The sequence below is a fragment of the Segatella copri genome (assembly GCF_019249795.2).
GTDB lineage: Bacteria > Bacteroidota > Bacteroidia > Bacteroidales > Bacteroidaceae > Prevotella > Prevotella copri_B.
This window is the reverse complement of record NZ_CP156891.1, coordinates 627,939-641,907: the sequence shown is the minus strand read 5'-3', so window position 1 is coordinate 641,907 and position 13,969 is coordinate 627,939. Positions and strand designations below refer to the sequence as shown.

The following is a 13,969-nucleotide window of genomic DNA, read 5'->3' as shown; positions in this document are numbered from 1 at the left end:
CACCCTCAAAAAAGTATCTTAAGATACATGGGCAAGTATCCTAAGATACTTTGGAAAGTATCCTAACCCTCTTTAAATTCATATTTATGTCAGAAGAGCAAAATACATTCGATATCAAGCAGAGTAACGTGCAGATATTGCCTAATGCAAAATATGCCATACAGAATTTCTATGGAGCAGAATATGCCAGGAAAGTGCTGAGCAACCGTCCTTGTAACAAGGAGGCCATTGCAGAAAGCTCTATACTCGACATGTTTTACTATAGTGATACCAAACCATGTCCAGTCTCCAACGAAATCATCCGCAAGGAGATACTTGCTTTGTGCGAAAAGCGTTTGGTAGAAGATAATGTTCTTTGCCTATATGGTGAAGAGGGTGTTGGCGTTTCCACAGTGCTGGCGCAGTTTGCCAGGGAGCATGGTCGTAACTGTATGAGCTATTTCAACGATGGCCTTGACATTATGTTGATGGATGCGGATGTGATGGAGCACAGCGTTGTGGAGCAATTGTACTGGTATGCCTACGGGGCAGATGAACTTTTCGACATTAGGGATGCAGAGAAAGCCAACATTACTGCATTATGGCCATCCGTTTATCGGAAAATCAAACGTTCTGATAAGCCATTATACTTCGTCTTTGATGGTTTTGATCATGTTCCGCCAGAAAAGGTTGAGAGTGTCAAACGTTTTTTAGAGAAGATGTTTTGGAACAATGGTCGCTTCATTTTTTCAGGCAAGAAAGAAGATATCAAGAATATCATACCTTCCTGTTCCAAGTTGAGTATCAGTGAATACGAGATAATTCCGTTTGGTGATGCCGACGTAAAGGATTATTTCCGTAAATCGGTTTCAGACATCAATGAAGAAGAACTTCAAGCCCTATGCGACATCACAAGAGGATTGGGAAGCCGCATGGAAACAGTGCTCAACCGTTATATAAAGAAAGGTAAGCTGAAGGATTTGGTTGCATCAAATGCATCAGGCACTACCGATTTGTATGATGCTGATTTTCATCATATATTTGATACAAACGAAACTTTGACATATGATTTCTTCGCTTTATTGACCTATACGGAGTTTCCTCTTCAAGTGCCAGTGGCAGCAGCCATCTTGTCGCTGTCAGAAGATGAATTTCTTGGGGTGTCTGAGAAATATAAGGAGTTTGTACATATAGATCCGTCGGGTATTTGTACCCTCATTAATGAGGGCTTTCATAAATACCTGAAGCGTCAGTTGACGAGTTTGAAGCAGAACATAGAGTTGAAGATACTCCATGTTTTGCAGATGCCACAATATATGATTTCCCATTGCAGCTTCATCCCACCCCTCATGAAGACTTTGCATAAGACAGACCAGCTGGTAAACTTTCTCAGCAGGGACAATATCCAGAAGATACTTGTCAACAAGCATTCTCAGGCAGCTCTCAACGAGCAGTGCGAGTTTGGCTATGAAGCCTGCAAGGATGAACCGGAGAAATATGCGGCAACCCTGTTCCGTTTTGCTCTCAATAAGTCCATGTCTCGTGAGATTGAGAAAAATGAGTTGTGGGACAACGAACTGGAAGCTCTTCTTGCCACTGGACATTCCGAGCAAGCATTGGCATTATCTCGTAATGTGTATCTTTCAGAGGAACGCCTGAAGTCATTTCTGCTTATAGCCAGAAAGAAGGATTTGTTGAACCCTTCCGACTATGAGGTACTGAAAGAGAACATTAACCAACTTGTATCTACCATACAGTTTGAGAAAATACCAAGCAAAGCCATTGAGTTGGCAAAACTCTTGATGCCAATAGATTATGAGTCAGCTATAGCCATTGTTGACAAAGTGGCAAAGGCAAACAAGGAGACAGTTAATGCCGATAGGGTTTACACGTTGATGTCGTTGATGTCAAACAAGACGGATGCAGAAACAGGAAACGTAACCAATTTCGATATGGTCAGTGCCAAGATTGAGGACGATGAGTTGCGCACGTTCACTCATGCCGCCAAGAACTTGTTTGCAGATGTCTCGGTTGATTACTTCTTGGGTGAGTTGGCTAAACTGCCAAGCAATTCCCGTAAGCTGCATTTGTTGCAGATATGGTTGCCTGAGCATGAGAACAAGGAAAATATTGGCAAAGCTGTTTTGCAAGCTATTCAATTGATAGTGGCAGTTTCAGATACAGATATGCCGAAAGCTAAGATTCTCAACACCGTTTGTCATTCTATGTCAAAGATGACGCCCGAAGAGATGAAAAAGGCTATGGCTTATATCGAATCTCTCACCGACACCATCAAATACCCGACGTTTGATTATGTGGATGCCGAACTGACTATCATTGAGGCAACAAAAGACATCCTTCCTGAGGAGAGCAAGTCCCGACTTGAACTTCTGTATCTCTACATCTGTGATTTGGAAGACGAATCGGTTCGTGTGTCTTGTCTGTCAAAACTGTTAGGCAGGTTTGACTATCTGGGCAAACGGTCAGAGACAGAGAATACTTTGGGCTGTTCCACTGGCGACATACGCCGTGACATCATATCGGGTATCCGACACCTTTTGGAAGAAACCGCCTATCATCTGAAAGTGGTGGAAGAACCAATCAAGGCATTGGTATGTGATTACCCAACGATGATAGATGAGTTGATAGACCAAATCAACACAACGGAACGCAAGAAGCGAGCCTATTCCTTGGCTGCCAGTCAGTATCTGTTAAAACAGGAAGAGAAAAAGGTGAAGCTGGATAAGTTTTTCGATTTAATTGCCAAGACCGACAATACCTACGACAACCGTGAGAACCCTCTCGAATTACTGTCTCGCATGTTGTATTATGCCGAACAGATAAATCATGAGGCATTCCTTCCAGTGTTGAAAGCCAATTTTCATTATTTTGAGAAATTGGAACGTCCGTCACGCAAGGTTATCATCTTTATGCGTATATACTTGTGGATGACGAAACACTTTCCAGATGATTCATTTGCCAATAGGATTAAAGGTTTAGTATTAGACAATTGGCAGTCTATAGAGATGTTGAAAGAAAGAATCGAATGTGGCTTTTTCCTGGCAAAGAACTTTGCCAAAGTCTCAAGCGATGATGCCGAGGACATCCTGAAAAAATGTCGCAAGATGAAGACTGAGTGTTTCTTGGCATCATCATCTTGTATCACGGCATACGATATAGCCCTCGAACTTTATTCCCGTTCAATGGGACTTCTTGTACGATATGGCATGTGCGAAGACGAACAGCTCTTGACGCAGTTTGCAGATGATATAGATGCGCAGTTGTCAGATGGCGAGAAAGCTGTTATTTGGAGCAATATCGCTTTGGAGTACTATCTTGCCAACGATACCAAGCAATTCAACCAACTATGCGGAAAATATTTCCCTGCTCATTTTGACACCTGTTCGGTATTGGATCAGAAAATAGTCATTTTTGGCATTGCGCCAGCCATGTTCTATTATAGCAGGGATACCCTTTATTCTCTCTTGACCCGCTACGATGAGCAGTTCATGAACGACTGTTTAAAGCATGTAACAGAATTCATCTTCTGCAAGGAAGCCTCTCTGTCTGGGGTATCTGCGGAATATCAGGCATACCCATTGGAATACAAGGACTATCAAGACCTTATAGCCATTCTGGAGCATTCTACCAACGATGAAATTTTCTATCAGGTGGTCAATATCATTGCCAAGAGTCTGAAAGAAGGAAAACCTAAGCAGACATTAAGTAGTAATCAGAAGAATGCAATTGTCAATGAGATAGAGCGAATCGTGAACGAGAAACTTCCTACTCGCTTTGGTATCCAGCATGATGGTTATAAGATAGCCTGTCTTGCAGCTTTGCGCCATTCTAAATCAGAGTTCTCTAATAAGGACAGCAAAACCTGGTTTGATGCCATTGATCGTATCGACAACAAAGCAGACAAGGCATTCCTGTTTCTTCAGATAGCCCCTTATTTCCAGAAGAAGGGAGACAAAGAAGTGTTCTTTGAAAAAGGCATAGAACTGGCAGAGTCAATATCCTCTACTTTCGATAAGGTAAACCGACTCGATTTGAGCATCAATGAGTGTGTGGAGAATAATCTTGGCAACCTGGTTAAGCCTGTTGCCGAAACTGCCATGCGAAGCCTTCGCCTGAATGGAACGCTCGATGATTATAAACGCTTGATAGATATGGTTTATCAGCACAAGCCAGAATTAGCGGAAGAGATGGTTAACAATCTCGACAAGGATCCAGCCCGTGTGCAATATAAGAACCGGTTGCTTAGTCATATATCATCAGCTAAGAAGTTGAAACAGGCACACGACAAGTTAGATACGATAGATAACCTTAACCGTCGTGAGCAAGTGAAATTCTTTACCAAGCAACTTGACAACCTGCTTAACGGCAAAGGCCAAGTGTTGGAATTGAATCGCATTCTCGACCTTTCCATCAAGCACATTTACGACCATAACATAGATGATGCCAAATTTGCTATTTTGTATATCATGGAGGATGTGTACCGCAAGTACAAGCAGTCTAGGCAGAACAAGGACTTCTTGCTCAACATGCATCGTGCCTTCCGTTACAATTTGAAACTGGTCCTTTCGTTGGCTGCCGACACCAAAGAACGGATTGACCGTGTAGAGAGTTTGATCCGTACAAGTACTTTCACCGATGATGGCTATATCCAAGTAGGAGAAGAGGAGAAAGCCAAGGCTTACATTTTGAATTGGTATCAGTCATTCAATTACAACACACTGACCATTATCGACCCATATTTCAAGCCACAAGACCTCGCTATTATCAAGCAGCTCTGCGACATCAACAACGATTTGGAGATAAGAATACTTACCCATCGTCAGAAATATCAAAATGAGGATTACACCACATCATGGAGGTCTATTTCATCAGGAGTAACCAATACCCTTAGCCTCAACTTTGTATGGTATGACGACAATTCAAAGGATGGTCCTCTTCATGACCGCTATTGGATATGTTCTGACGATGAGAACGACGAGCACCAAGGCATCACCCTCTGCTCCATCGACAGCCTCGGCAAAAAAGAAAGCTCTATCATCGAAGTGGATGGTGGCAAGATTCTGTCTGCCCTTCTTTCTTACTCAAAGTATGCATATACTCATGTAAGGAAGATGGGAGGAAGAGAGTTGAAATATGATGAGATGGAATTGGATTAGATTAATAGAAACAGTAAATCACCGTTAGCCCGTATGGCGGTCCCATCCCGCAAAACATGGCGAGGGCTTTGATGCCCCGCCAACCTTAGAGCGAAGCGGTTCCGAGTTCCGAGTAGGGCGGTTTCCTCCCTCGCTCCTGAGGAGAGAGGGCAGGGGTGAGAGGTGGAGCCTTCTTTAATGGTAAAGAAGGACGGGATGATTTTAGAACTTCTTATTAAAGAACAAAAATTAAAACAAAAACAATGAATATAGTAAAAACAGATATAGAAGGCGTACTCATTATAGAGCCACGCCTCTTCCGTGATGCTCGTGGCTACTTCTTCGAGAGTTTCAGCGAGCGAGAGTTTGAAGAAAAGGTAGCCCCAATCCTGGGGCACAGTGTTCACTTCTGCCAAGACAACGAGTCTATGAGCAGCTATGGCGTAATGCGAGGCCTGCACTTCCAGCGCCCACCTTATACCCAGAGCAAGTTGGTACGCTGCGTAAAAGGTAGAGTGCTTGATGTAGCTGTAGATATCCGCAAAGGATCACCAACCTATGGCAAGCATGTGGCTGTAGAACTGACAGAAGACAATCATCGCCAGTTCTTCATCCCTAAGGGCTTCGCCCATGGTTTCGCCGTTCTTTCAGAAACAGCAGTCTTCCAATACAAGTGTGATAACTTCTATCATCCAGAGGCAGATGGAGGTATTTCTATCCTCGATGATACCCTCGGTATTGATTGGAAGATTCCTACAGAGCATGCCAATCTCTCTGAGAAAGATACAAAACATGCTATGCTGAAAGACTTTGATAGTCCATTCGATATCGATGTAGATTTATACAAGTAAACAAGATACTAATCATTTAACATTAAGACAATGAAGGGAATAGTATTAGCAGGTGGAAGCGGAACACGCTTGTACCCAATCACCAAAGGTATCAGCAAACAGCTGATTCCAATCTTTGATAAACCGATGATTTATTATCCTATTTCGGTATTGATGTTGGCAGGTATCCGTGAGATACTCATAATCTCAACCCCTTTCGACTTGCCAGGTTTCAAGCGCCTCTTAGGCGATGGAAGCCAGTTCGGTGTCAAGTTCGAATACGCTGAGCAGCCATCACCAGATGGCTTAGCCCAAGCCTTCATTATCGGAGATAAATTCATTGGTAATGATTCCGCTTGCCTTGTTTTGGGCGATAATATCTTCTATGGTGCAGGATTAAATCAGATGCTTCATCAGGCAGTAGTAGATGCCGAGCAGAATAACAAGGCTACCGTCTTCGGTTATCGTGTCAGCGATCCAGAGCGATATGGTGTCGCAGAGTTTGATGAACAAGGCAATTGCCTCAGCATTGAGGAGAAGCCTGAGCATCCAAAGAGCAACTATGCAGTAGTTGGCTTGTACTTCTATCCTAACAAGGTAGTGGAAGTAGCCAAGCATATCAAGCCATCTGCTCGTGGTGAGTTGGAAATCACAACAGTCAACCAGGAGTTTCTGAAGGATAAGCAGCTGAAGGTACAGACCATGGCAAGAGGATTTGCCTGGCTCGATACAGGAACCCATGATTCCCTTTCTGAGGCATCTACCTTTATCGAGGTTTTGGAGAAACGTCAGGGCTTGAAGGTCGCTTGCTTGGAAGGTATTGCTTATCGCCAAGGATGGATAGATAGTGATACGTTGCGTGAGAATGCTCAGCCTATGCTGAAGAATGACTATGGCAAGTATCTGCTTTCAATCCTTGATGAAGCAGATGGTACATTAAAGAAAAATTTAGAATATTAAAATATAAGATAGGTGAGGGAGGGAATAAGAGCATTTTTTAAGCTACTTTTCGCTCTGTTCTCAAACTCATCTATCTCTCTAGAATTAAATATTAATGAAGAATATCATTATCACGGGCGGTGCTGGTTTCATCGGCTCACACGTAGTAAGACTTTTCGTGAACAAATATCCTGAGTATCACATCATCAACCTCGACAAGTTGACATACGCAGGCAACCTGGCTAACCTCAAGGACATCGAGGACAAGCCTAACTATACTTTCGTTAAGGGTGATATCTGTGATTTCGATCTGATGCTGAAACTGATGCAGGACTACAAGGTAGATGGCATAATCCATCTCGCTGCCGAGAGCCACGTAGATAGAAGTATCACGGATCCTTTCACTTTTGCTCATACCAACGTGATGGGTACCCTGTCTCTGCTCCAGGCGGCAAAGATTTACTGGGAGAGTCTTCCAGAGGGTTACGAGGGCAAGCGCTTCTACCACATCTCTACCGATGAGGTGTATGGTGCCTTGCAGATGACTCATCCTGAGGGTATTCCTGCTCCTTTCACCACCAAGGCATCCAGCGGTAAGAACCATGAGGCTTATGGCGAGGAGTTCTTCCTGGAGACTACCAAGTATAATCCTCACTCTCCATACTCAGCATCCAAGGCAAGCTCAGACCACTTCGTCCGTGCTTTCCACGATACATATGGTATGCCTACCATCGTGACCAACTGCTCTAACAACTACGGTCCATACCAGTTCCCAGAGAAGTTGATTCCGCTGTTTATCAACAATATCCGTCATCGCAAGCCATTGCCTGTATATGGTAAGGGTGAGAACGTGCGCGACTGGTTGTATGTAGTAGATCATGCCCGTGCCATCGATATGATTTTCCACAAGGGCAAGATTGCCGAGACTTACAACATCGGCGGTTTCAACGAGTGGAAGAATATCGATATCATCAAGGTGGTAATCAAGACTGTTGATAGATTGCTCGGTCGTCCTGAGGGTGCTGACTTGGATTTGATTACTTATGTAACAGACAGAAAGGGTCACGATATGCGTTACGCCATCGACTCTAGAAAGTTGCAGAAGGAACTCGGTTGGGAGCCATCTCTCCAGTTTGAGGAAGGTATCGAAGAAACGGTGAAATGGTATCTCGAGAACCAGGAATGGATGGATCATGTTACTTCTGGGGAGTATCAGAAGTATTACGATAATATGTATAAAGATAGATAAAAGGATAGTTCATGTACATTTTAGTAGCAGGTACTAACGTAGATCCGGTTATGAGATGCAGTTGGTGGAAAAGAATAGTGGAACAAGTTTATTTTTATCGGGCAGATAGTTTGAATAAGTGTATTGGTGAACTACAAAAATGATTAATATAAACTATTTAGCAGTTTCTTAATATGTCGCAGACTTCCGTAAATAATAAAAGAATAGCCAAGAACACATTAGCTTTATACATTCGTACGTTGGTTACTATGGTGGTTGGCTTATATACTAGCCGCGTAGTTCTTAATGTTTTAGGTGTAGATGATTATGGTCTTTATAATGTGGTAGGTGGTGTCGTTGCAATGTTCTCAATTTTAACAGCAACACTATCTCAGGCGATTAGTAGATATTTTACATTTGAATTAGGCAAGGAAAATTCGAACCGATTACATATAATATTCTGCACAGGTGTGAACATCCAGTTGTTAATGTCTGTAATTGTAATACTTATAGCAGAAATAGGAGGTGTTTGGTTTTTAAATGCCAAGATGAATATCCCTCCTGATCGTATGGTAGCTGCAAATTGGGTTTTGCAATTTTCAATTTTGGCTTTTGTCGTATCATTGATAAGTGTACCTTATAATGCTGTAATTATAGCACACGAAAAGATGAAAGCTTTTGCATACGTAAGTGTATTAGAGGCTATATTGAAATTAACTATTGCCTATATATTATTTATATCACCTGTAGATAAATTAATAACTTATGGATTCTTGTTGCTTGCAGTGTCCATTGTTATTCGTTATGTTTATGGACATTATTGTCATAAGCATTTTGACGAATGTCATTATGAATTTATTTTGGACAAGACTTTACTTTTGGAAATGGCAAAGTTTGCGGGGCTTAATGCCATAACATGTTCGGCATTTATGTTTAACACCCAAGGTATAAATATTCTTTCGAACTTGTTTTTTGGTGTTGCTATAAATGCAGCTCGTGGTGTAGCATTACAGGTTGATACTGTTATACGAGGTTTTGTGGCTAACTTTACCACTGCAGCTAAACCACAAATTATTAAATATTATTCTTCAGGGGACTATGGAAATATGATGAAACTTGTATATAGTAGTACTAAGTATAGTTATTTCTTGATGCTAATTTTTGCAATTCCATTTATCTTCGAAGCCGATGAACTCTTGAAAATTTGGCTAAAGACATATCCTTCTTATGCTCCATGCTTTGTAAGGTGGAGTATGTTTGTTGCACTTATTACTCTTTTAGGTGAGATGCTTTATGTGGCAATATTAGCAACAGGAAAACTTAAGAAATATGTAGCTCTAGAAACAGCTATTTCTATATTTGTGTTTCCTGTTAGCTATCTATTATTCTTAATTAACTTTCCTTCTTATATTCCTTATTTATTGATGGGAATAGTTTATTTTGTATTAATGGTAGTTAGGTTGGTGTATTTGAGGCAAATTTTAGATTTTTCAATTAAGTGTTTTTTGAATGAAGCATGTCGGCCTGTAGTCTTGACAACTGTATTAACTTTGCTTGTTTGCTGGTGGATAAGTCATATAATTTACGGAAAGTCAGTTTTATTAATTCTTTCAGCATGCATCTTGATGGCACTTACTGTTTGCATATCTGTCTTCCTTGTTGGATTAGCAAAAGCAGAAAGAAAATATGTAATCGATAAAATTAGAAATTATGCACGAAAGATTTAATGATATTAGTATTTTGAGATGTAGCGCAATGCTTATAATTGTTTTTTATCATTGTCTTTGCGCTTATGGAGTTTGGGATGATGCGGCTTATTCTGCAGATTTATCAGTACCGTTATGGGATGTATTCATAGCAATAATGCGTAATATCCATTTGCCTCTGTTTTTTATCATAGCAGGATTTTTATTTGGCTATAAGCGAATTCTGGGGGGGTATGGAAATCTTATGAAATTTACTAAAGATAAGTTTATACGTGTCATGCTTCCATACTTTATTGTTGGTATAATTATAGTTGTAGTTCAAAAAATACCTGTAAAATCTCTGTTTTATGGAATTTCTCATTTATGGTTTTTGATGACCATTTTCGAATGTTATCTATTTGGCCGCATTATTGATTTTGTCTTGCGGACAGAATATAAGTGGCGAATAATTTTGTTACTGATATGTTGTCTCGTTATAGCCTTTCAAGAAAAAATTACCATTAATATGTGGGGACTAACAATAAGGCAATTTAGTCAATACTTTCCATTCTATTTAATTGGTATGATTTTCGGAGCAATGAACTTCAAAAAGAATAAGTCAAGTTATTATGAATGTGCAGTGATGATATGCTCGTTGCTTCTAATGATTGCAACTGCTTGCATCAATAAAAGTGATGAAACTTTAAGATTCTTAGGTCTATTATTTTGTTGTTCTATTTTCCTGTTTCTGAGGAACTTTTCTGGGATTACACTATCTTCATCTATGAAAAGCCTTGACAAATGCTCTATGGGTATTTATATAGTTCATCATATTCTAATCCAAGAGATGAATGGGATAGATTGTTTTCATGCTTTGATGACTGAGCACTATATTTTATATCCACTTATGCAATTTTTTGTCATAACTTTGGTGAGTTGGTATATAGTTGTTCTTCTTAAAAAGAATAGTTTCGCTAAATATGTTGTTGGCTGATAATTTAAAAGATTTTTGATATATATATGAATAAGATTAAGATACTTTGGTTTGAAACCACAATGCCTTCACGATATGAGCATTCTGGTATAGTAGGTGGTGGCTGGCAAGACTCTTTAGAAAATATTGTGAAGAGTTGTCCGGAAATCCAGTTGCATATTGCTTTTGAAAGTCATAAATATACTGATGCCAAGTGTGTTGATGGCGTTTGGTATTATCCGATGAATTTTAAATATTCTTTAACGGAAAAAATAATAGATCAGTTTTCTTGGAATCCAAATTGCAACCATATTGTAGCAGAGGAATTGAAGATAATTGATAAGGTGAAACCTGATTTAATACATATTTTTGGAAATGAGTGGGCTTTTGGTATGATACAGAAATATACAAAAATACCTTGTGTAATTCATATTCAGGGTAGTTGGATTTCGTACTTTAATTCCTTGTATCCTCCTAAGTATAACGGCTTTACTATTAGTAAGGCTATAGGTCTAGATCTACGTAAGCAATGGCGTTTGTATCGGAGTTATTATAAGGATTTATCTCGTTTGAATATGGAAACTGAAATTTGGAAATCAGTGTCAAATTATATGGGACGTACAGAATGGGATAGAGCTTTAGTTAACACCCTGAGCCCGATGGCAAAATACTATCACGTGGAGGAAGCTTTAAGGCCTGTTTTCTTGGAATCTTCAAAAAAATGGTGTTTATCTACATCCAAAGTTATAAATATAATATCAGTTGGTTGTAGTTCTTTCTTGAAGGGTATCGACATGATGCTAAAAACAGCGAATGTTTTGAAAAATATGGGAGTAGATTTTACGTGGAAAGTTGCTGGACAGCTTGATCCTCTTATGAAAAAGGCGGTAGAGAATAAAGAACATTTGAAATTCTCGGATTGTAATATTGAGATTTTAGGATATGTTACAGCAGAGCAATTAGCCAAGATATTGACAGATAGTTCCATTTATGTTCATACGGCCTATATAGAGAATAGTCCTAATAGTATCTGTGAAGCTCAGGTGTTAGGCTTGCCGATTATTTCAACGCATGTTGGTGGAATAGCTACTTTAGTAGAAGATAAAAAGGGTGGATTGCTTATTCCTGCTAATGAACCATGGCAAATGGCTAATGCAATAGTTGAACTATTTGAAGACAAAGCGAGAATGCAATCTTATTCCAAATACAATATGGACCAAGCTCGAAAAAGACATTCTGTTGATAATGTTAAGCAAGAGTTGTTGGCATGTTATAAAGATATTATAAAAAGAAACGTATAATGTGTATATATGACGTATGGGCGATAATTTTGTTTATTGCTCGATTTTTTCAGAAACTTCACCCAAATAACAAGCGGCTCTTTTGGATAGCTGTATTCTTTTTGTTATTCCTAATGGCTTTTAGAAGTGATGATGTGGGACCAGATATGTGTACCTATATTGATTCATATTTAGGAACAGGTTGGGGGTATGGAGATGTTATGGAGCAGCAGCCTGTGATATTTGCATGGATGAACTTATTAAAGGTACTGTTTCCTAAAACACCTTTTGTTTTTGTCTTCTTTACTACCATATTATATATGATCCCTGTTATTTGGGCCATAAAGCTTTATTCGAAAGATAAAATTGGTAGTTTACTTTCCATGATGTTGCTTCCTGGTTTGTGGCTATTGTATATTGTTACGATACGACAGGCTATGGCGCAAGGGTTTATCTTGATTGCGCTTATTGCATATTTTGAAAAATTTTCTAATTGGAAATATGTATGTGTGGGATTTCTTAGTTTGGCACTGTTGTGTCATTCTACTTCTTTATTGATTATACCACTTCTATTTTGTACTTATTTCTTAAGCTTGAGACGAAAAACAATGATAATTATGGTAATCATTTCTTTGTTTCTAACAAATGCATTTTCAACTTATGCAGGTGGATTGTTCGCTTCCCTATTAGGTGGATTTTCAGAAATGGAACGATTGACGTCTTACATAGGTTCTGGATATGATAGTGCAATTGATAGATTTCGAGTTTATCTTCCGATGTCTATATTGTGTTGTTACGTTTTGTGGCTGAACCGAAAAAATGAGCAGTGTACTTTTTTTGAAAAATCATTGTTTGTTGGTGTTATAATCTATAATTTGTTAGGAGGACTGGATGGACACTTAATTGATCGTTTCTGCAATTTCTTTTATCTCCTTGCTGCTATTGGAGCCCTTCCTAGTCAAAAAACAAAATATCCTATTATATCTCTCTTATTTATATCTTATATAATAAGAGCACATAATGGATATATGAATTCCGATTTTATGACATATAAATGGATATGGGAATAAATATTAAACCTAGACTTTCTTGGCTTGATAATTCTAAAATGCTGGCGATGCTACTTGTTATTATCTATCATGTTGGTTCGTTTGCTAACCTTGGAGAGGTTGGACCTGCTATAGAATCATTTAATATGCCATTGTTTATGATTCTTTCAGGTTATGCCTGCTACCATTCTTTGTTTCGGGATAAAACGATAAGAGAATGGGGATTGTATATCAAAAAGAATTTTATGAGAATCATGATACCTTGCATTTTTGTCAGTGCATGGTCGTTGCCTTGGACTCATGACAAGCTGTTCTTTCTGCATGGCTACTGGTTTTTACAGTGCTTGTTCTCTATTCTACTTGCTTCGGCTCTTATAGAGATAGGCTGTGCTGTGTTGAAGATTAAAGAAACATTTTGGCTAATAGCCATAATTCTTAATATAGCTATGTTGTTCGTAACAAGGAATAACCTCTCGGAGATGACTTCCTATTTTACAATAGGACTGATTTTAAGAAGGTATGATGTCCTTAATATACTTTTCAGACTCCCATTGACTACAAGAATTGTCGGAGTTGTGGGGGGGTAATTCTATGGAGTGTATTATACGGACTTTTTTATAAGTCTTTCTATCTCTTCCCTTTGATCAAACTTGTGAGTTTAGGCGATGTTCATATTTTTATATTGCGCCATATACAAGGTGTGGTAATGGCTGTTTCTGTTATAATCCTTATGCAATTGATTTCTAAGAAGTATAATAAGTTCAGCTATTGGGGAAGCAAAACTCTTGGTATGTATCTCATACATGTCTTTATTATAGATTATATAGTGAATAAAAATGAATGGTCTGTA

General features: G+C 39.2%; 9 protein-coding genes. All 9 read left to right on the top strand.

The window, feature by feature from the left end; all coding sequences use genetic code 11:
* Positions 1 to 86 precede the first annotated feature (86 nt).
* Positions 87 to 5,156 carry a hypothetical protein gene (locus tag KUA48_RS03060; protein WP_218433253.1) on the top strand — a complete coding sequence of 1,690 codons (5,070 nt, stop codon included), beginning with the start codon at positions 87 to 89 and terminating at the stop codon, positions 5,154 to 5,156.
* Between the two features lie 242 nt (positions 5,157 to 5,398).
* Entirely contained in the window at positions 5,399 to 5,986 is a 588-nt protein-coding gene (gene rfbC, locus KUA48_RS03055) for a dTDP-4-dehydrorhamnose 3,5-epimerase (RefSeq protein WP_218433251.1), read from the top strand.
* A 30-nt stretch (positions 5,987 to 6,016) separates the two neighbouring features.
* The gene (gene rfbA, locus KUA48_RS03050; RefSeq protein ID WP_218433249.1) at positions 6,017 to 6,925 is read left to right on the top strand and encodes a glucose-1-phosphate thymidylyltransferase RfbA; all 909 of its coding nucleotides are present in this window, start codon (positions 6,017 to 6,019) and stop codon (positions 6,923 to 6,925) included.
* Positions 6,926 to 7,019: 94 nt separating this feature from the next.
* A complete protein-coding gene (locus tag KUA48_RS03045) occupies positions 7,020 to 8,153 on the top strand; it encodes a dTDP-glucose 4,6-dehydratase (protein WP_218433247.1) in 1,134 nt (377 codons plus the stop codon).
* Between the two features lie 248 nt (positions 8,154 to 8,401).
* Positions 8,402 to 9,859, top strand: coding sequence for a lipopolysaccharide biosynthesis protein (locus KUA48_RS03040; RefSeq protein WP_256624469.1), 1,458 nt, complete (start codon positions 8,402 to 8,404; stop codon positions 9,857 to 9,859).
* Positions 9,843 to 10,811 carry an acyltransferase gene (locus tag KUA48_RS03035; RefSeq protein WP_218433245.1) on the top strand — a complete coding sequence of 323 codons (969 nt, stop codon included), beginning with the start codon at positions 9,843 to 9,845 and terminating at the stop codon, positions 10,809 to 10,811. Before KUA48_RS03040 ends, KUA48_RS03035 begins: the two co-directional genes overlap by 17 nt.
* 26 nt (positions 10,812 to 10,837) lie before the next feature.
* Positions 10,838 to 12,091: a glycosyltransferase family 4 protein gene (locus KUA48_RS03030; RefSeq protein ID WP_218433243.1), complete on the top strand. Its 1,254-nt coding sequence runs from the start codon at positions 10,838 to 10,840 to the stop codon at positions 12,089 to 12,091.
* A complete protein-coding gene (locus tag KUA48_RS03025; protein WP_256624468.1) occupies positions 12,091 to 13,140 on the top strand; it encodes an EpsG family protein in 1,050 nt (349 codons plus the stop codon). Before KUA48_RS03030 ends, KUA48_RS03025 begins: the two co-directional genes overlap by 1 nt.
* Positions 13,131 to 13,706 (top strand): acyltransferase family protein, encoded by a 576-nt coding sequence (locus KUA48_RS03020; protein ID WP_218433239.1) that lies wholly within the window; start codon positions 13,131 to 13,133, stop codon positions 13,704 to 13,706. Before KUA48_RS03025 ends, KUA48_RS03020 begins: the two co-directional genes overlap by 10 nt.
* Positions 13,707 to 13,969: the final 263 nt, after the last annotated feature.